This is a genomic window from Achromobacter sp. ACM03, from assembly GCF_014851665.1.
GTDB lineage: Bacteria > Pseudomonadota > Gammaproteobacteria > Burkholderiales > Burkholderiaceae_B > Achromobacter > Achromobacter aegrifaciens.
In genome coordinates, this window is sequence record NZ_JACVAD010000002.1 from 1,563,392 (window position 1) to 1,582,143 (window position 18,752).

An 18,752-nucleotide genomic window follows, 5' to 3' on the forward strand; every position below is an offset into this window, starting at 1 on the left:
CGGGAAACCGGGCGGACTCAACGCTGCGAGTCGAGCTGTTCGCCCTTCTTGATGACTTCCTGGGCCCGGTTGTAGCTTTCGATCAGCAACTGATAGGGCGGGAAGATCTTGGTATAGACCTCGGCCCACTTGGCCGCGTCTTCGCGGTGCCAGGTCTTTTGCAGTTCCGCCGCGACGGCGCCCGTGTCCATGGGCACGACGCCGGCCTGCACCACGCGCGCCAGCGTGATTTCCTGGGCCATCTTGCTGTAGGTGCCCGAGGCGTCGACCACCACGAAGACCTTGTAGCCCTCGGCCACCGCGCTGATGGCGGGGAACGCCATGCAGACGCTGGTGATGGTGCCGGCAATGATCAGGGTCTTGCGGCCGGTTGCCTTGACCGCGGCAACGAATTCAGGGTTGTCCCAGGCATTGATTTCGCCTTTGCGCGCGACATATTTCGCGTGCGGGGCGTTTTCATGGATTTCAGGAATCAGCGGGCCATTGGGGCCCTGCGGCACGGAAGCGGTGGTGATGACGGGCAGCCTCGCCAGGGTGGCCATCGAGGCCAGCGCGCCGGCCAGCGAGCGCAGCTCGGTCATCGGCATGTCGGCAACCGTCTGGAACAGGCCGCTCTGGTGATCGATCAGCAGCATGACGGCATCGTTGGGATCGATGACGGGGCGCTGGCCATTGAAGTTGGCGGGGACGCTCATGGTGTGCTCCTGTTGACGTGGGGCTAACCATGCTAGGAGCAACGCTGGCCGCTGGGTAGGCGGGAGAAATGGGTTTCTGCGTCCCATTCGTCGGACGCTGCGGGCGGCCCCGAAGCTACTTCAGGGTGGGCACCTTGTGGCGCACCTGCGTGTCGTGTTCGCGCTTGGCCACTTCCTGGTACTCCGAACTGAGGAAGTCCAGCAGCTCGCGCACGCCGGGCAGCAGGCCGCGGCGCGACGGAAAGATGGCGTGCACGCTGCCGGCTTCCGGCTGCCAGGGGGCGCCTACGTCCACCAGGGTGCCCGCGTCCAGTTCCTCGCGGATCATCAGCAGGGGCAGGGAGACCACGCCCACGCCGCGCAAGGCGGCCTGCTTCAGCGCCAGCATGTCGTCCGTCACCAGGCGAGGCGTGAACGGCACGACGATGCGCGCGCCGTCCGGCCCGTCCAGCCGCCAATGGGATTCGCGCTGTTCCGTACCCAGGGCCAGCGTGGGCAGCTCGCTCAGGGCGTGCGGATCCGCAGGCAGCTTGATGCTGCGCGCCAGCGCCGGGCTGGCCACCAGGCACTGGCAGCTCATGCCCAGCGGTTTCATGATGAGGTCGCTGCTCTCGATGGGACCGAAGCGCACGCGCACGGCGATGTCGAAGCCCTCGCGCAGCACGTCCACGGGGCGGCTGAAGCTCTTCAGGTAGACGTGGACCTTGGGGCAGCGGACCATGAAGCGGGCCACCAGGTCGCCCAGGAAGTAGTAGATCAGCGCGGGCGGCGCGCTCATGCGTATGGTGCCTTGCGGTTCGGCGCGGGTGCGGTCGATGACTTCCTGGGCGGCTTCCGCGCCCGCCAGCATCGACAGGCATTGCTCGTAATATTCCTGCCCCAATTCGGTCACGGCGAAGCTGCGAGTGGAACGCTGGATGAGCCGCACGCCGAGCCGGTCTTCCAGCAGCGCAATGCGCCGGCTCAGGCGGGATTTTGGTATGCCCAGCGCCCGTCCCGCGGGTGCGAATCCGCCGTTCTTGACGACCTGGACGAAGTAATAGAGGTCATTCAAGTCATGCATTGCTTCCCCGCTGTTCTGAAAATAGGACGTCTAGGGGAGCATATAACGGCTGCGGCACTGTGCGGGCAGGTTTTCTTTTACATTTGAGCGTACCCTCAGGAGCCACCATGCCAGCTTCCGACCCGGCGGCGCTCGCCCGTGAAATCAAGGCGGCGCAGGACCATGCCTCTTACATCGCGCCGGTCACGGCCCGGCGTCCGCGCTTCGACCTGGATGCCGCCTATGACGTGGCTGCGCGGATCCATCAGGCGCGGCTGGCGGAAGGCGCGCTGCTGGTCGGCCGCAAGATAGGCTTCACCAATGCCGCGATGTGGGCGGCGCTGGGCGTGGATTTCCCCGTGTGGGGACGCGTTTATGAACACAGCGCGGTTTATGACGACACCGGCGAAGTCCATTGCCGCCTGGGCCGCTATGTCGAGCCGCGCATCGAACCCGAGATCGTGCTGCATTTCCATTGCGCGCCGCCGCGCACGCGGGAACTGGCCGCCATATTGGAATGCGTGGATTGGATCGCCCATGGGTTCGAATTGGTGCAGTCGCACTATCCCGCCTGGCAGTTCCAGGCCGCCGATACCGTGGCGGACAACGCCTTGCACGGCGCGCTTTACATCGGGCCGCTGATGGAGCCGGCCGAGCTCGGCCCGGGCTTGATCGAACGGCTGGCGGACTTCCGGGTGGAGCTGTCCTGCAACGGCATCCGCCGTGAAACCGGTGCGGGCGCCAACGTGCTGGGCAGTCCGCTGGCGGCGCTGGCCCATCTGCTGGAGGTGCTCGGGGAGCGTCCGGCCGACGAGGCGATCCAGGCGGGCGAACTGGTCACGACCGGAACGCTGACCAAGGCATATCCGGTGCACGCGGGCGAAACATGGAGCACCACGCTGGACGGCATCGGCTTGCCGGGCCTGCGCATCGTGTTCGACGAGTGAGCCCGCGCCGGTTGCCGGCGCGCAGGGACGCTAGGCGCTGGCGCGCTGGTTCAAGGTCAGCGGAAACACTTCCTGGCGCGCGGCGGGCGCGCCGCCATTCAGGCGCTGCAGCAGCAGTTCCCCGGCGCGGGCGCCCAGCTTGCGGCTGTCCACGCCGATGGTGCTCAGGCCGGGCTCGATTTCGCGGGCGATGTCGGTATCGCCGAAACCCAGGATGGCGATGTCGCGGGGAATTGCGAGTTTGCGGTCGCGCGCCTCGAACAGCGCGCCCACCGCCAGCAGGTCGTTGGCGCAGAACACGGCGTCAAAGGCCTGGCCCATGGCGAGCAGGCGGCCCAGGGCGGCGCGGCCATCGGCGATGGTTTGCGCATTGTCCACGGCCAGTTCGGCCACCACCTGCAGGCCAAGTCCGGCAGCGGCGGCATTGAAGCCCTGGCGCCGCAGTTCGCCGCGGCCGCCCTGGCGCGCCACGAAGGCGACGCGGCGGTAGCCGCGTTCGGCCAGATGGCGCGCTGCCATGACGCCGCCGTCATAGTTGGAAAAGCCCACCAGCATGTCGATCGGGTCGCGCGGATAGGCCCAGGTCTCCATGATGGGGATGCCCAGTTCGCGCAGCGACTGGCGGTTTTCCTCGAGCTCGATGACGCCGGTGAACAGCACCGCCGCGGGCCGCAAGGCGCGCAGCGACGCGATCATGCTGGTTTCCTTGGCGTAGGAATACGAGGTCTGTCCGACCATCAACTGGTAGCCCTGCGGCTCCAGCACTTCGGCGCAGCCCTGCACGGCCAGCGCGAACTGCTGGCTGAGGATGTTGGAGACGAACGCCGCCACCACGCTGGACTGCCCGGAACGCAGGGCGCGCGCGTGCGGATTCGAGGCATAGCCGGTCTGCGCCACTACCTGCAGGATACGGTCGCGCTTTTCCTGGGCCACTTTCTCGGGCTGGCGCAAGGCCCGCGACACCGTGATGGGCGATACGCCCGCCAGCCTGGCCACTTCCTCGATGCGCGGCGGCTTGGCGGGGGCGGCCGCGCGGGCGGGCGCGGCGGCGCCCTCGGGACGCACGCGCAGCACGTCGTCGTAGGTGGGGGCGGAAGGAGGCGCGGGCCGGTGGGTCATGCGATTTCTTTTGATTGTTCCGGGATCAGGCGGTAGGCGTCAGGATATCAGCCTGGCCGACGGGACGCGCAACCTGGATCAGGCTATCGCCGGATTCGCAGTCGGTATGCAGCCGCCGCGAAATGACGATACCCGATACCCGGAAACGCAGGACTTCCTCTTCCGCGTCCAGCTGGTTGAGGTCATGGTAGTAGCCCGCGACGTCGCCCGCGCGCACGCTGGCGCCGATGTCCACCGCCGGCTCGAACCAGCCGCGCCGGGTGGCGAAGATGTTCTGTTCGTGGCTGTCCAGCTCCAGCAACTGCATGGCGGGCGCGCCGGGCTGGTGCGGGCCGAGCACGGGCGCATCGGTCACGCCCAGCTTTTGCAGCAGGTTGTCGATGGCGCGCTGGGTCGCGGCCAGCGTGGCCGGCGTCAGCGTGCCGCCGCCGCCGAACTCGCCGCTGATGCCGATCGCGCCAGCGCGCGCGGCCGCCGCCATGGAGGTGGGCGCATCGCGGCCATTGGCGGCGACGAAGGCGTGGCCCATGCCCAGCGAACCCATCAGGTCCAGCGCGCGCGCCATGCGCTCGGGCGAGTCCTGGCGCTCGATCAGGGCGGTGGGCAGGTGCGCCATCGAGGTGCCGCCGGAATGGATGTCGAACACCACCTCGTGGCGCGGGAACAGTTCGTGTTCGAGGAAGTGCGCCAGGCGTTCGGTCGGGGTGCCGCCGGGTTCGCCGGGAAAGGCGCGATTGAGGTTGCCGTTGTCCAGCGGAGAGCGCCGCCGCGCCGCCATCACCGCTGGCAGGTTGGCCAGCGGCAGGATGGTGACTTCGCCGCGCATGCGGGAGGGATCCAGGCGGCGGATCAGCCGGCCCAGGGCGACTTCGCCTTCGTACTCGTCGCCATGGTTGCCCGCCATGAGCAGCACGCGCGGGCCGCTGCCGTTGCGGATGCGGCAGATGGGCGTCTTGATCTGGTAGTAGGGCGAACGGTCTACCGAGTAGGGGGTGCCCAGGAAACTGAGCGCCTTGCCGTCGGCATCGAAATCTATGTCGTGAAACAGGCCGGTATGCATGGGGAGATACAACAGCGCCGCGCGAGGCGGCGCGAAGAGGGATCGGAAGGCTGCAGCAAAGCGCGCTTAGCGCAGCGCGGCGACCGCGGTCATTTCGACCCGCAGGTCGGGGTCGGCCAGGCGGGCTTCGACGCAGGCGCGGGCCGGCGGATTGGCGGGGTCGACCCAGGCGTCGTAGACGCGGTTCATGGCGTCGAAGTCGCCGATGGCGGGCAGGAACACGTCCACGGCCAGCAGGCGCGATTTGTCGCTGCCGGCTTCGGCCAGCAGCGCTTCGATCTTGGCCAGCACTTCGCGGGTCTGCGATTCGAGCGAGCCCTGGCGGTTGTCGGCCACCTGGCCGGCGATGAACACGAAGCCGTTGTACGAGACGGCCTGGCTCATGCGCGAGCCGGATTTGTAGCGTTTGATCATGCGAGTCCTTTGTTGGGGCCGATTACATCTGCGGCAGGGTCTGGGCTTCCTTGAACCATTTTTGCTGCAGGGCCGGCAGCTTGCCGTTCAGGCGGTTGGTGAAGAGGAAGGTGTTGATCCAGTTCAGCAGGTTCTGCTGGCCCTGCTGCACGGCGGCATGCGCGGGCGATTGGCGGATCAGGAACTTGAGTTCGGGCGCCTTCGCGGCGTTGTCCTCGGCCACCTTGAGCGCGATGGCGCTGTTCTCGGCGAACGATTCCGACTGCCCGGCCAGGTAGGCGGCCACGGCCGAAGGCGTGTCCTCGAAGCGCACCAGCTTGGCGCCCGGCGCGTTGTCGGTGAGCCAGATGTCCAGCGTGGAACCCTTGGCGACCGCGATGCTGTGGCCCTTCAGTTCGTCCACGGTCTTGGCTTGCGGCATGCTGGCGCCACCGTAGACGCCCAGGTTCACCGCGGCGTAGGGCTGCGAGAACATGACCTGCTGGGCGCGTTCCGGCGTGGCGCCGGCGGCCGCGATCAGCACGTCGACCTTGCCGGCCAGCAGGCTGGGAATGCGGCTGGCGCCGGTGACCTGCACCAGCTCCAGCTTCACGCCCATGTCGGCGGCCATGAGCTTGGCCAGGTCGATGTCCAGGCCGGCGGCCTCGCCCTTGGCGTCCTTGAAGCCCCAGGGCGCGGCGTCCATCAGCACGCCCACGCGCAGCTTGCCCGCGCCCAGTACGTCCTGCAGTTTGTCGGCAGCCGAGGCGGGCGCGGCCAGGGAGAGACAGACGGCCGCGGCGGCGGCCAGCTTGGCGAACAGTTTCATGCAATGACTCCAGTGGCGGATGATTCAGTGGGTGGAAGGCGCGGCGGTGCCGATGAACTGGCGCAGCTCGGGGGTTTGGGGATTGGCGAAGAGTTCGGCGGGCGGGCCTTGTTCCCAGACGCGGCCCTGGTGCATGAACACGACCTTGGACGCGACGTTGCGGGCGAAGGCCATTTCATGCGTCACCAGCACCATGGTCATGCCCTGGCGCGCCATGTCTTCCATGACCTTCAGCACTTCACCCACCAGCTCGGGGTCCAGCGCCGAGGTGACTTCGTCGAACAGCATCAGTTGCGGCGCCATGGCCAGGCAGCGCGCGATCGCCACGCGCTGCTGCTGGCCGCCCGACAGCAGGGCCGGATAGGCGTCGATCTTTTCGGCCAGGCCGACGCGGCGCAGCACGTCCAGCGCCAGCGCGCGGCCTTGCGACTTGGCGATCTTGCCGTTGAGCGTGGGCGCCAGCGTGATGTTGCGCTCCACGTTCAGGTGCGGAAACAGGTTGAACTGCTGGAACACGATGCCCACGCGCTGGCGGAACTGGCGCAGGCCGGGCATGCCGGCGTGGATCCGTTCGCCGCCGATGCGGATGTCGCCGTCGTCCACCGTTTCCAGCGCGTTCAGGCAGCGCAGCAGGGTGGATTTGCCCGAGCCGGAGCGGCCGATGATGGTGACGATCTCGCCTTCATTGACTTCGAGCGAGACGCCGTTGAGCACCGCGTTGGCGCCGAAGCGTTTGTGGATGTTGGAGACTTCAACGAGCGCCATGGAAGCGGCCCTCCAGGTTACGGGCCCACATCGTCAGGGGCAGGCACGCCGCGAAGTACAGCAACGCGACGCAGGAATAGACCAGCAGGGGCTGGAAGGTGGCGGCGCTGGCGATCTGCCCGGCGCGCGCCAGTTCGACAAAGCCCACCACCGAAGCCAGCGAGGTGCCCTTGACGAGCTGCACCAGGAAGCCCACGGTGGGCGGCAGCGACAGGCGGAACGCCTGCGGCGCGATCACATGGCGGAACTGGTGCCACTTGGACAGACCCAGGCAGGCGGCCGCTTCCCATTGCTCGTGCTTCACGGCCTGGATGCCGCCGTACCAGATCTGGCCCAGGAAGGCCGCCGTGTAGATGATGAAGGCGACGCTGACGGCGGTCAGCGCGGGCACTTCGATGCCCAGGAACACCGGCATGCCGAAGTAGAAGAACATCAGCAGGCCCAGGAGCGGCACGCCCTGGACCAGTTGCTGCATGGCCGCGGCCAGCCAGCGCAGCGGCGCCGAACGGTGGCCGCGCAGCAGCGCCAGCCCCAGGCCCAGCGGCGCGCCGATGGCCAGCGCAATCAACACCAGGGCCACGGTCCATTGCAGCGCGCTGAGCAGGGAGGCGAAATCACTCAGGGTAAATGTACGCATGCTCGCGACTCCTAGCGGCGCACGGGCCAGGTGAAGGCCAGGCTGCCGGCCAGGGCCAGCAGCGCCTTGGTGATCAGCACCAGCGTGAAATAGATGCCGCAGATCACCGCATAGACTTCAAAGCTGCGGTAGGTGCGGCTTTCGATGAAGCTGCCGGCATGGAACAGATCCTCGGCCGATACCTGCGAGGCCAGCGAGGTGCCCAGCAGCAGGATGACCAGCTGCGTGCCCAGCGCGGGGTAGACGTTGCGCAGGGCGGGCGCCAGCACGATGTGGCGGTACACCTGCCAGGTGCTCAGGCCCAGGCAATGGCCGGCCTCGATCTGGCTGCGCGGAATGGAATCCAGGCCGGCGCGCAGGATCTCGATGGCGTAGGCCCCGAAATACAGGCTGAGCGCCAGCGCCGCGGCTACGAAGGGGGGCATGCGCAGGCCCAGACCCGGCAGGATGAAGAACACGACGAACAGCTGGATCAGCGACGGCGTGTTGCGGAACACCTCGACATAGGCGCGCAACGCCAGCTTGACCGGCTTGGGGCCATGGCGCGTCAGCAGGGCGCCGGCCAGGCCGATGGCCAGCCCGGCGATCACGGCGATGACGGTCAGCTCCAGCGTGACCTGGATGCCGTCCCAGAGCTGTTCGCGGTAGCGCCAGATCTGTTGGAAGTTCAGCTGTTGCATGGCTTATCCGAAGAACGTGCGGTAGGCCGACTGCACGAGGCCGTCGGCGTCCAGGCCGAAGAAAACGCGCCAGCGGTCCAGACAGGTGCAGGGATGCGAAATGCCGAACTCGATCACGTCGCCCGGCGCCAGTTCGCTGTCCGGCGCGATGGCCAGGAAGGCGTGCTGGTCGTTGAGCCGCGTGACGCGGGCTTGCGTGTCCCAGCCGGGCAGGGCCGCGCCGCCGCGGAAGGCGGCCAGCGGCGCGGGCAGGTCCTGGTCGTAGGACACGTCGCGCATGCCGAAACCGCAGATCGCCAGGCCCGGTTCCGGTCGCGACAGGACTTCGCCCCACAGGCGCAGGGCCGGCCGGAAGTCGGTGGCGGCGTTGCGCGCCTGGCCGTCGACCAGGAAGCCCGCGCGGGCGTCCATGGCCTGCAGCGCGCGCTGATAGGTGCCATGGTCATGGAAGAAGATGGCGCCGCTGCGCAGCACCAGCTGGGCATTGCCGTCCTCGGACAGCCAGCCCTTGGCCGCCTGAGTGACATGGTCGAAGAAGGCCGAGCCGCCCGCGGTGAACACCAGAGGCGCGTGCGGCGCCAGCGCGCGCACTTCCTTGAACGCGCGGGCGGCGCGCTCCATCAGCGCGGCGATATTGCTGGCGGTGAGCGCCGCGTCCGAGCTGGAGACGGCGCCTTCGTAGGTGGCCACGCCCGCCAGCGCGAGCTTGTCGCCCTGCTCACGGATCGCGGCCAGGATGGCTGCGACCGCGGCATCGTCGCGCGCGCCCGCGCGGCCGCCGCCGACTTCCACCAGCACCTCCACGGGCCGGCCGGCTTCAGCGGCCGCGGCGGCCAGCGAACGCACGGTGTCGGCGGAGTCCGCGAATGCCAGCAGGTGCGCATGGGGGTAGCCGGCAAGCAGCTTGCCCAGGCGGGCGCCGCTGGCCGCGCCGCCGATCTCATTGCCCAGCATCAGGCGGGTTACGCCTGCGCGCAGCAGCACGGCGGCCTGCTGCAGGTTGGCGACGGTGGCGCCCCAGGCGCCGGCATCGAGCAGGCGCTGCACGATCTGCGGCGACATCGGCGTCTTGGCATGCGGCGCCAGCGCCGCGCCGTGGCTGCGGGCGTACTGGAAGATCTGCTCGACGTTATGGGCGAAGGCGGCCTCATCCAGCGTCAGGACGGGCAGGGCCATGTTGCCGCTCCTGGGCTGCCAGCCCCGGGCCGCCACGCCGCGCAGCGGGACGGCGGGCTCGCCCGGAGGAATGCCCCGGTAGGTATCGTCCAGTGGAGTATCGAGCAGGGTTTCCAGGAAGGGATTCATGTGGCCGCCGAAGAAAGATCAGGGTTATGACAACGTTGTCATTTGATGGCGGCAGTCTAATGGTAACGTTGTCAAATTAGGATTAGGGCAATCCCCTAGGGATGCCCGACCGGCGGCTCAGGCCGGCGCCGACGCGGTTTCGTCCTTCCAGCGCTGCTTGTCGCGCAAGGGCGGCGAACCGAACAGGCGGCTGTATTCGCGGCTGAACTGCGACGAGCTTTCGTAGCCCACGGAATGCGCCGCCAGCGCCACGCCCGCGTCATCGGTCAGCATCAGGCGCCGCGCTTCCTGCAGGCGCAGGTGCTTCTGGTATTGCAGCGGGCTCATGGCGGTGGCCTGCTTGAAATGATGGTGCAGCGAAGACACGCTCATGTGCACGTCGCGCGCGATTTCTTCCACGCGCAGGGGCTGGGCATAGTTGTCGCGCAGGATGCGGATGGCCTTGGCCACGCGGTTGAGCTGGCTGTCCTGCAGCACCGATTGGCGCAGCACCGCGCCCTGGCCGTTCATCAGCAGGCGGTACAGCAGCTCGCGCTTGACCAGGGGCGCCAGGATGGGAATGTCGCGTGGCGTGTCCAGCAGGCGCAACAGGCGCAGCACCGCGTCCAGCAGCGCGCCGCCCAGCGGATTGACGCAAAGCGCGCGCGCGGCCTCGGCTGGCGGCTGCGGCGGCAGGCTTTCGTCGCTGATCAGCGAGGTGATCTCCTCCACGTTCAGCTCCAGCCGCAAGCCCAGATAGGGCAGCGTCGGACTGGCGACGGACACCTTGGCCACGACCGGCAGATCCACCGAGGAAATCAGGTAATGGAAGGGGTCGTACTCGTAGGCATCGTCGCCGATGAGCAAGCGCTTGGAACCCTGGGCGATGACGCCCAGCGCGGCCTTCTGCAGTCCGGGCTTGGCGCCGGTGGGCTGCGAAATGCGGTGCAGGAACAGGCCCTCGATGGGCGTGTCCAGCGAACCCTCCAGGTCGCCGGTCATGCGTTCCAGCGTGCAGAGCAGTTCGCGCCGCGCCGGCTCATAGGCGACGTCCAGGGGCGGGACGGCGACTCTGGCGGCAAGTGCGGATGTGATGGTCATGGGGGCTCCCGTGGCGCGCCGTGCCGGATGGGCGTTGGCGGCAGAAAGTCGGAGGATTGGGTGGCTTTCAGTTTATGCCTAAGCTTGCCTGCATCCAGGCTGCGGCGCTTTTCATGGAGAAATGGGCAGAAAATTCGGAGGAATGAGCGGCCAGGCGCCACAGACTGGCCAGCGCTGCAGGATTGGGCAAAAAAAGGGCAGGATCAAGCAGCGTCCGCGCCGGCCCCTGGACGCATACTTTCCTTCATCCCGGCAGGCGGGCCGCGGCCATTCCATCCCGGAGCGCCGGCTCCCGCCCAGCCCTTGAAGGAGCGCAACCATGCGGTACAAGAAATTCGGAAGCACCGGCCTGTTCGTGTCGGAACTCTGCCTGGGCACCATGACCTTCGGCGGCGGCGGCGAGTTTTGGAGCAACATCGGCAGCCTGCAGCAGGAAGAGGCCAATCGGCTGGTGGGCCGTGCCTTGGATGCCGGCGTCAATTTCATCGACACGGCCGACGTGTATTCCGAGGGCCGCTCGGAGGTCATCACCGGGCAGGCGCTGCGCGACCTGAAGGTGGCCCGCGAGGACGTCGTGATCGCGACCAAGGTGTTCGGACCGACGGGCGCCGGCGTCAATGCGCGCGGCAACTCGCGTTCGCACATCATCGACGGCGTCAAGAAAAGCCTGTCGCGCCTGCAGCTGGACCATATCGACCTCTACCAGATCCACGGCTTCGATCCCGCCACGCCGGTGGAAGAAACGGTCAGGGCGCTGGACAATCTGGTGCAGCATGGCCACGTGCGCTACGTTGGCGTGTCCAACTGGGCCGCCTGGCAGATCATGAAGGCGCTGGGCATTGCCGAACGCCTGGGGCTGGCGCGCTTCGAGTCGCTGCAGGCCTATTACACGATCGCCGGCCGCGACCTGGAGCGCGAGATCCTGCCCATGTTGCAAAGCGAAGGCGTGGGGCTGATGGTGTGGAGCCCGCTGGCAGGCGGCCTGCTGAGCGGCAAGTACAGCCGCGACGGGCAGGCCGAAGCCGGCAGCCGCCGCGCCGCCTTCGACTTCCCGCCGGTGGACCAGGAACGCGCCTACGACAGCATCGACGTCCTGCGGCGCGTCGCCGGCGCGCGCGGCGTATCGGTGGCGCAGGTGGCCCTGGCCTGGCTGTTGCACCAGCAGGCCGTGACCAGCGTCATCATCGGCGCCAAGCGCGTCGACCAGCTGGACGACAACCTGGCGGCCACGGCGATACGCCTGACGGCGGACGAACTGGCCGAGCTGGACCAGGTCAGCGCCTTGCCGCCGGAGTATCCGGGCTGGATGCATGTGCGCCAGGGCGAATACCGGCGCAAGCAGCTGAGCGAATCCGGCGGGGCGTAAAACGCCGGGGACAGGCGGGGCCGCCGCCGGCGTGGCTGCCGGCGGGCGTGCCAGGCCTCGCGCCGTGCCGCGGCGACTAGAATGTCATGCACATTGCTGTGTATGGATTCTTGTCTTCAAGGGACACGCGTGGCCATTCCGTATCTACGCCGTCTGACGGCCGTCAGCCGCAGCCCCCAGGCCAACAGGCACCTGGCTTACATCCTGACCTTCACCGCCGGCGCGGTCAACGCCGGCGGCTTCCTGGCCGTGCAGCAATACACCTCGCACATGTCCGGCATCGTCTCCATGATGGCCGATCATCTGGCGCTGGGCGGGGTGATCGTGGTGCTGCAGGGCCTGGCGGCGCTGCTGTCCTTTCTGGCCGGCGCCGCCAGCTCGGCCTTCCTGATCAACTTTGGGCGCCGCTCGCACCTGACCAGCGAATACGCGATGCCGCTGCTGTACGAAGCCGTGCTGTTGCTGGGCTTCGGCTTGCTGGGCGCCAACCTGGAAACGCTGCGCTGGTTCTACGTGCCGGGCACGGTCATGCTGCTTTGCTACATCATGGGTCTGCAGAACGCCATGATCACCAAGCTGTCGCGCTCCGAGATCCGCACCACGCATGTGACGGGCATGGTGACCGATATCGGCATAGAACTGGGCAAGCTGTTTTACTGGAACGTGGCCCAGGGCGATCCGGCCTCCATGCAGCCGGTGCGCGCGGACCGCAGCAAGCTTGTCGTGCTCACCGTGCTGGTGTCGCTGTTCTTCGTCGGCGGCGTGACGGGGGCATATTCCTTCTTCAACTTCGGGTTCGGCTCGACGGTGCCGCTGGCGCTGGTGCTCATGGTGCTGGCCGCCGTACCCATCGTGGACGACATCCGCAGTCTGCTGCCGCGCATGTAGGGCCTGTGCGCCCGCCGCCGAACTACAATGCCCTGCACCGATACACAGGAGGCAGACCAGGCATGGACGCGGAATTCTGGCTGGAGCGTTGGCGCGAAGGGCGCACGCATTTTCATCAATCGCGGGTCACGCCGCTATTGCAGAAGTATTGGCCGACGCTGGGCGTGCCCAAGGACGGCCGGGTGCTGGTGCCGCTTTGCGGCAAGTCGCTGGACATGGTGTGGATCGCGGCGCAGGGGCATTCCGTGCTGGGCGTCGAGCTGTCCGAGCTTGCGGTCGAGCAGTTCTTCGAAGAAAACGAACTCAAGCCGCTCACGCACGTGTCCGTCTATGGCAAGCACTACGTGGCGGGCAGCATCGAAATCATCTGCGGCGACATCTTCAAACTGGATGCGCAACTGCTGTCGCATTGCTTGGGCGCCTATGACCGCGCCGCGCTGGTGGCGTTGCCGGACACCATGCGCGCAGACTACGTGCGCCACGTCTACGGCAATCTGTCGCCCGCCTATCAGGGACTGCTGATCACGCTGGACTACCCGCAGGAAGAAATGGCGGGGCCGCCGTTCTCTGTCGTGGACAGCGAAGTGCAGAACATTTTTGCGGGCGTGTCGCCCGCCAGGATCATCGACCGCCGCGACATCCTGGAAAAGGAACCGAAGTTCCTGGCGGCCGGCGTCAGCCGGCTGGACACCGTGGTCTATCACCTGGGCGCGCAGGAATGAAGACGGCGCCCGCCTGAGCACAGGCGGGCGCCATGCTCTCAGGTCATCAGCCAGCCGCCGGCCACGTCCAGCACCTGGCCGGTGACGAAGCGGGCTTGATCCGACGCGAAGAACAGGCAGGCATCCGCTACTTCTTCCGGCGTACCCAGGCGGCGCAGCGCGGTTACCTGCGCAACCGCGTCATTGATTTCCTTGGGCACGGTTTTCAGCAAGGGCGTGCTGATGCGTCCAGGCGCCAGGGCGTTGACGGTGACCTGGTGCTCGCCCAGTTCGGCGGCCCAATGGCGCGTCAGACCGATCAGTCCGGCTTTGGTGGCCGCGTAATGCGCCGCCACGATGTCGCAATAGGCGCGGCCGGCCACGGAAGACATGTTGATCACGCGGCCCTGGCGCTCGCGCACCATGTGCGGCGTGGCCAGGTGCGTCATGTAGAACACGCTGTTCAGGTTGACGGCGACCACGTTCTCCCATTCCCTGGGCGGCATCTCCCAGACCTTCAGCGCGCGTCCATCGGTCTTCGGTGAAATGCCGACGTTGTTGACCAGGATGGTGGCCGGACCCTGCTCTGCGCTGATGCGTTCGTAGGCTGCCTGGCACTCCTCGAAGCGCGCGACGTCCGCGTGCACGAAGCAGGCTTCATGGCCGCGCTTGCGCAGTTCCTTTTCGTAAGCCTGCCCGCCCTGCGCATTGAAATCGATGAGACCCACGCGGCCGCCTTCCGCCAGGAAGCCTTCGACGATGGCCGAGCCTATGCCGCCGACCGCGCCCGTCACGATGGCCACCTGGTCCTTGAAGCGCCCGCTCATGCGGCCACCTTCAGCATGATCTTGCCGATGTGCTTGCTGCTTTCCATCAGCGCATGCGCCTGGGCCGCTTCCGCCAGCGGAAACACCTTGTGGATGCGCGGCAGGCATTGCCCCTGTTCCATCAGCGGCAACACTTTTTCCGCCAGCGCGCGGGTGATCGCTCCCTTGTCCTCGTCGGAGCGGGGGCGCAGGGTGGAGCCGGTGAATTGCAGGCGCTTGAGCATGATGGGCATGGCGTCGATCTCGGCCTTGCTGCCCTCCAGGAAAGCGATCTGCACCAGCCGGCCATTGAGCGCCAGCAGCCGCAGGTTCTTGTTGATGTAGGCGCCGCCCACCATGTCCAGTATCACGTCCACGCCCGCGCCGCCGCTGCCCTGGCGCACCGCCGCCTCGAAGTCGGCCTCGCGGTACAGCACGGCATGGTGCGCGCCGGCGGCCAGGCAGGCGTCGGCCTTCTCCTGGTTGCCTACCGTGGTCCAGACTTCGGCGCCGAAGGCGCGCGCCAGCTGGATCGCGGTCAGGCCGATGCCGCTGGAACCGCCGTGCACCAGGAAGCGTTCGCCGGCGGCCAGACGGGCGCGGTCGAACACATTGGTCCAGACGGTGTAGTAGTTCTCGGGGATGGCGGCGGCCGTCAACAGGTCCAGGCCGCGCGGCACGGGCAGGCAATGGCGTTCGTCCGCCAGGCAGTATTGGGCGTAGCCGCCGCCCGGCGTCAGCGCGCAGACCTGGTCGCCGACTTTCCAGAGGCTGGCGTCGGGCCCGGTGGCGACGACGGTGCCGGAAACCTCCAGCCCCAGGTGGGGCGAGGCGCCCGGAGGCGGCGGATAGGAGCCGGAGCGTTGCAGCACGTCGGGGCGGTTGACCCCGGCGTAGGCGACCTCGATCAGCACCTGGCGGCCGGCGGGGGCCTCCATGTCGCGTTCGGCCAGGCGCATGCAGTCGGGCGCGCCGCCCTGGCCGTGGTCGATGTATGTGCAGCGTAAAGACATAAGGAATCCTTGGTATCAATGGCCCAGGTAGGCCTTCTTCACATGCGGGTCGCTCAGCAGCTCCGCGCCAGTGCCGGTGCGTACGATGGCGCCGTTCTCCAGCACGTAGCCGCGGTCCGCCAGCCGCAGCGTGCGGAACACGTTCTGCTCCACCAGCAGCACGGTCACGCCGTGCGCGGTGACGCCGCGGATGATGTCGAACATCTGCTGCACCAGCAGCGGCGACAGGCCCAGCGAGGGCTCGTCGAACACCAGCAGCTTGGGATCGGCCATCATGCCGCGCGCGATCGCCACCATCTGCTGTTCGCCGCCGGAAAGCGAGCCGGCGTATTGGTTCAGGCGTTCCTGCACCCGCGGGAAGATACCCAGCACCTCGTCCAGCTTGCGTTGCACGATGGGGCGGGCGGCGCGCTTGTAAGAACCCATCAGCAGATTGTCGCGCACCGTGAAATGCGGGAACAGCTGGCGGCCTTCGGGAATCATGGTGATGCCCGCGTCGACGATGTCGTAGGGCTTGCGGTTGGTCAAGTCCTGGCCTTCGAACTCGACTTTGCCCTCCATGGCGGCGATGACGCCGCACAGCGTCTTCAAGGTGGTGGTCTTGCCGGCGCCATTGGCGCCGATCAGCGTGACGATCTCGCCCGCATGGACCTCGAAGTTCAGGCCGTTCAGGACCTGGCTCTTGCCGTAGCCCGAGGACAGATTCGAAACCTTAAGCATCCTGGTACTCCTTGCCCAAATAGGCCTCGATGACGGCGGGGTTCTCCACCACGTCCTTGGGCGCGCCGCTGACCAGCACCGCGCCTTCGTTCAGCACGATGATGCGGTCGGACAGCGCCATGGTGGCCTGCATCATGTGCTCGATCAGCAGCACCGATACGCCGGAATCTCGGATGCGGCGGATCATCTGGATCGACTTCTCGATGTCGGTCGGGTTCAGTCCCGCCATCACCTCGTCCAGCAGCAGGATGCGCGGCTTGATCGCCAGCGCGCGGGCGACCTCCAGGCGCTTCATGCCGCCCACGGTCAGGTTGCGCGCCTCGATGTCCAGGTACTTCACCAGGTCGGTCTGCTCGGCGACCTTCAGCGCGATCTGCTCGGCTTCGTCACGGTTCGACGTGCGGATGAAGGCGCCCAGCATGATGTTCTCCAGCACGGTCAGGCCGGTGAACGGCTTGGCGATCTGGAAGGTGCGGCCCAGCCCCTGGTGCGCGAATTCGTCGGGCGTCTTGCAGGTGACCCAGTTGCCTTGCGCGTCCAGCATGGTGATGCCGCCCTTGTCCGGCGACAGGAAGCCCGACAGCAGGTTGAAAACCGTGGTCTTGCCCGCGCCGTTGGGGCCTATCATGCCCAGGATCTCGTTCTGGTTCAGCGTCAGCGACACGTCGTTGGTGGCGCGCAGGCCGCCGAAGCTTTTGAATAGCTTGTCGGCCTTGAGCACCGGCTGGTCCGTGCGTTCGGCGCCGTGCAGGCGCAGTTCATCGGCCAGCTTGAGCTTGGCGCGGGGCGCGCCCAGATAGGGCAGGCGCGATAGCCAGCGCTCGATGGCCGGGCCGAAGGCGCCGGCCAGGCCGCGCGGAATGGTCAGCACCACCGCTACCAGGATCAGGCCGTAGATCAGCCCGTGCATGCCGTTGCCCACGCTGCTGAGCCAGCCGCGCGCCAGTTCGGCGATGGGCAGCACCAGGAAGGTGCCGGCGATGGGGCCGGCCACCGTACCCAGCCCGCCAATCAGCGCGAACATGGCCACCTGGATCGACAGCTCCAGCGAAAACGCCGAACTCGGGTCCACGAAGGTCAGGTAGGTGATGTGGAAGGTGCCGATGATGCTGGTCAGCATGGCGGACACGACCGCGGCGATGATCTTCATGCGCACGGTATGGATGCCGACCGCCAGCGCCGCGTCCTCGCGTTCGCGGATTGCGATCAGGTAATGGCCGATGCGCGACTTGCGGATGTACCAGGAGGCCCAGGTCACCAGCAGGAACAGGCCGAAGGCGATGATCACGTAATTGACCTTCTCGCGGAACACGATCCAGGTCCAGCCTATGTTCAGCGGCAGGCTGATGCCGCTGGAGCCGCCCGTCCAGCTTTCTTCGTGGATCACCAGGAGGCGCACCACTTCCAGGATCGCGATGGTGGCCAGCGCGAAGAACGGGCCGCGCAGCCGCAGCGTGGGGTAGCTGATGAGGATGGCGACCGCGCCCGAGATCGCCGCGCCCGCCAGCATGCCGAACCACGGCGAAATGCCGAAGTTCTGCGTCAGCAGCGTGGCGGTATAGCCGCCGATGCCGTAGAACACGGCGTGGCCCAGCGATAGCTGGCCGGCGTAGCCGCCGACGATGTTCCAGGCCACGGACAGGGCCGAGAACACGAACAGCAGGACGAACAGGTTGGTCCAGAAGGGCGTGCCCATGATCACAGGCACAAGGAACATCGCAATCAGCAGGATGAGGCTGACGTAGGTCTTGGGGTGTCGGATATCGGGAAACACATCTCGCTCCTTGTTGCTCTGATCACTCTGTGCCGACGCCGAACAGGCCGTTCGGACGCAGCACCAGGATCAAGAGGAAGATCCCGAAATAGACGACCTCTTTCAGGTCGGGGGCGATGTAGAAGCCAGCCAGCGTGTCCACGATGCCGATGATCATGGAGCCGGCCACCGCGCCGTACAGGCTGCCCAGGCCGCCCAGCACCACGATCACGAAGGCCGTCAGCACGAAGTACGTGCCCACGGTGGGAAACACCGGATACTGCGGCGCCAGCAGGCCGGCGGCGATGCCGACAAAGGCCGTGCCCAGGCCGAAGGCGATGGCGTAGACGTTGTTGACGTTCACGCCCATCAGGGTGGCGGCGTAGCGGTGCTGCGCCACGGCCCGCAGCGCGCGGCCCAGGTAGGTGCGGTGCATGAACAGGTGCAGCAGCACCGCCAGGGTCAGGCCGATCACGAAGGTGACGAGCTGCCCGGTCACCATCGAATAGGGGCCGATGTCGATGGCGTTCGTGCCCAGTTCCACCGGCGCGCGATAGACGTTGGCGCCGAATATGACCAGGGCGAGATTCAGCAGGATGGTGGACACGCCCACCGTGGCGAAGATCTGGATATGCTGGTCGGCGTTGAGCAGCGGCTGGATGATGCCTTTCTGCGTCAGCGCGCCCAGCGCGAACAGGATGACGGCGACGGGCACCAGGCCGGCATAGGGGTGCACGCCGAATTGCGCCGCGATCAGATAGACCATGTACATGCCTATCATCAGGAACTCGCCGTGCGCGAAGTTCACGACGCGCACCACGCCGAAGATCAGCGTCAGCCCCAGGCTGATGATGGTGTACGCGCCGCCCAGCAACAGGCCGTTGATGACCAGTTGAATGAATAGTTCCATGTTGCAACCTCTTAGAGCGGGTAGCGGCCCCGGCCCGGCCGTG

At 67.0% G+C, this 18,752-nt stretch carries 19 protein-coding genes and 1 pseudogene; 4 read left to right on the forward strand and 16 right to left on the reverse strand.

The window, feature by feature from the left end:
• Nucleotides 1–17 precede the first annotated feature (17 nt).
• Nucleotides 18–695, reverse strand: coding sequence for a hydrolase (locus IB257_RS15465; protein ID WP_192492515.1), 678 nt, complete (start codon nt 693–695; stop codon nt 18–20).
• Nucleotides 696–810: 115 nt separating this feature from the next.
• Nucleotides 811–1,758 carry a LysR substrate-binding domain-containing protein gene (locus IB257_RS15470; RefSeq protein ID WP_054457837.1) on the reverse strand — a complete coding sequence of 316 codons (948 nt, stop codon included), beginning with the start codon at nt 1,756–1,758 and terminating at the stop codon, nt 811–813.
• 107 nt (nt 1,759–1,865) lie between these two features.
• On the opposite strand from IB257_RS15470, the gene IB257_RS15475 reads away from it, so the two are divergent.
• Complete coding sequence (locus tag IB257_RS15475; protein ID WP_119450638.1) at nt 1,866–2,684, forward strand: 2-keto-4-pentenoate hydratase; 819 nt, start codon at nt 1,866–1,868, stop codon at nt 2,682–2,684.
• Nucleotides 2,685–2,714: 30 nt separating this feature from the next.
• Here IB257_RS15475 and IB257_RS15480 read toward each other — a convergent pair whose 3' ends face one another.
• From IB257_RS15480 to IB257_RS15520, 9 genes are all read right to left on the reverse strand, one after another.
• Nucleotides 2,715–3,803: a LacI family DNA-binding transcriptional regulator gene (locus tag IB257_RS15480; RefSeq protein WP_054457835.1), complete on the reverse strand. Its 1,089-nt coding sequence runs from the start codon at nt 3,801–3,803 to the stop codon at nt 2,715–2,717.
• Between the two features lie 25 nt (nt 3,804–3,828).
• On the reverse strand, nt 3,829–4,863 hold the full coding sequence (locus tag IB257_RS15485; RefSeq protein WP_192492516.1) for a succinylglutamate desuccinylase/aspartoacylase family protein: 1,035 nt from the start codon (nt 4,861–4,863) through the stop codon (nt 3,829–3,831).
• A 66-nt stretch (nt 4,864–4,929) separates the two neighbouring features.
• Nucleotides 4,930–5,277: a RidA family protein gene (locus tag IB257_RS15490; protein WP_054457833.1), complete on the reverse strand. Its 348-nt coding sequence runs from the start codon at nt 5,275–5,277 to the stop codon at nt 4,930–4,932.
• A gap of 22 nt (nt 5,278–5,299) precedes the next feature.
• Complete coding sequence (locus tag IB257_RS15495; protein WP_059379547.1) at nt 5,300–6,085, reverse strand: transporter substrate-binding domain-containing protein; 786 nt, start codon at nt 6,083–6,085, stop codon at nt 5,300–5,302.
• Between the two features lie 24 nt (nt 6,086–6,109).
• Nucleotides 6,110–6,850 (reverse strand): amino acid ABC transporter ATP-binding protein, encoded by a 741-nt coding sequence (locus tag IB257_RS15500; RefSeq protein ID WP_054457831.1) that lies wholly within the window; start codon nt 6,848–6,850, stop codon nt 6,110–6,112.
• On the reverse strand, nt 6,837–7,487 hold the full coding sequence (locus IB257_RS15505) for an amino acid ABC transporter permease (protein WP_054457830.1): 651 nt from the start codon (nt 7,485–7,487) through the stop codon (nt 6,837–6,839). Before IB257_RS15505 ends, IB257_RS15500 begins: the two co-directional genes overlap by 14 nt.
• Nucleotides 7,488–7,498: 11 nt before the next feature.
• Nucleotides 7,499–8,167 (reverse strand): amino acid ABC transporter permease, encoded by a 669-nt coding sequence (locus IB257_RS15510; RefSeq protein WP_175181996.1) that lies wholly within the window; start codon nt 8,165–8,167, stop codon nt 7,499–7,501.
• Nucleotides 8,168–8,170: 3 nt separating this feature from the next.
• Nucleotides 8,171–9,472, reverse strand: a complete 1,302-nt coding sequence (locus IB257_RS15515) for an alanine racemase (protein ID WP_192492517.1) — start codon at nt 9,470–9,472, stop codon at nt 8,171–8,173.
• A 117-nt stretch (nt 9,473–9,589) separates the two neighbouring features.
• On the reverse strand, nt 9,590–10,552 hold the full coding sequence (locus tag IB257_RS15520; protein ID WP_054457828.1) for an AraC family transcriptional regulator: 963 nt from the start codon (nt 10,550–10,552) through the stop codon (nt 9,590–9,592).
• A gap of 319 nt (nt 10,553–10,871) precedes the next feature.
• Between IB257_RS15520 and IB257_RS15525 the strand changes: the two genes are divergently transcribed.
• From IB257_RS15525 to IB257_RS15535, 3 genes and pseudogenes are all read left to right on the forward strand, one after another.
• Complete coding sequence (locus IB257_RS15525) at nt 10,872–11,918, forward strand: aldo/keto reductase (RefSeq protein WP_054457827.1); 1,047 nt, start codon at nt 10,872–10,874, stop codon at nt 11,916–11,918.
• Nucleotides 11,919–12,047: 129 nt separating this feature from the next.
• Nucleotides 12,048–12,785: pseudogene (locus IB257_RS15530) on the forward strand (YoaK family protein); the annotation flags it as partial.
• An 83-nt stretch (nt 12,786–12,868) separates the two neighbouring features.
• On the forward strand, nt 12,869–13,528 hold the full coding sequence (locus IB257_RS15535; RefSeq protein ID WP_192492518.1) for a thiopurine S-methyltransferase: 660 nt from the start codon (nt 12,869–12,871) through the stop codon (nt 13,526–13,528).
• 38 nt (nt 13,529–13,566) lie between these two features.
• Here IB257_RS15535 and IB257_RS15540 read toward each other — a convergent pair whose 3' ends face one another.
• The 5 genes from IB257_RS15540 to IB257_RS15560 are packed head-to-tail and all read right to left on the reverse strand — an operon-like array spanning nt 13,567 to nt 18,709.
• Complete coding sequence (locus IB257_RS15540) at nt 13,567–14,334, reverse strand: SDR family NAD(P)-dependent oxidoreductase (protein WP_119450645.1); 768 nt, start codon at nt 14,332–14,334, stop codon at nt 13,567–13,569.
• Nucleotides 14,331–15,326 carry an NAD(P)H-quinone oxidoreductase gene (locus tag IB257_RS15545; RefSeq protein ID WP_054457823.1) on the reverse strand — a complete coding sequence of 332 codons (996 nt, stop codon included), beginning with the start codon at nt 15,324–15,326 and terminating at the stop codon, nt 14,331–14,333. The genes IB257_RS15540 and IB257_RS15545 overlap by 4 nt, the downstream gene beginning before the upstream one ends.
• A 15-nt stretch (nt 15,327–15,341) precedes the next feature.
• Nucleotides 15,342–16,046 (reverse strand): ABC transporter ATP-binding protein, encoded by a 705-nt coding sequence (locus IB257_RS15550; protein WP_054457822.1) that lies wholly within the window; start codon nt 16,044–16,046, stop codon nt 15,342–15,344.
• Nucleotides 16,039–17,820 (reverse strand): branched-chain amino acid ABC transporter ATP-binding protein/permease, encoded by a 1,782-nt coding sequence (locus IB257_RS15555; protein WP_192492519.1) that lies wholly within the window; start codon nt 17,818–17,820, stop codon nt 16,039–16,041. The genes IB257_RS15550 and IB257_RS15555 overlap by 8 nt, the downstream gene beginning before the upstream one ends.
• Before the next feature lie 22 nt (nt 17,821–17,842).
• Nucleotides 17,843–18,709: a branched-chain amino acid ABC transporter permease gene (locus tag IB257_RS15560; RefSeq protein WP_054457820.1), complete on the reverse strand. Its 867-nt coding sequence runs from the start codon at nt 18,707–18,709 to the stop codon at nt 17,843–17,845.
• Between the last annotated feature and the right edge of the window lie 43 nt (nt 18,710–18,752).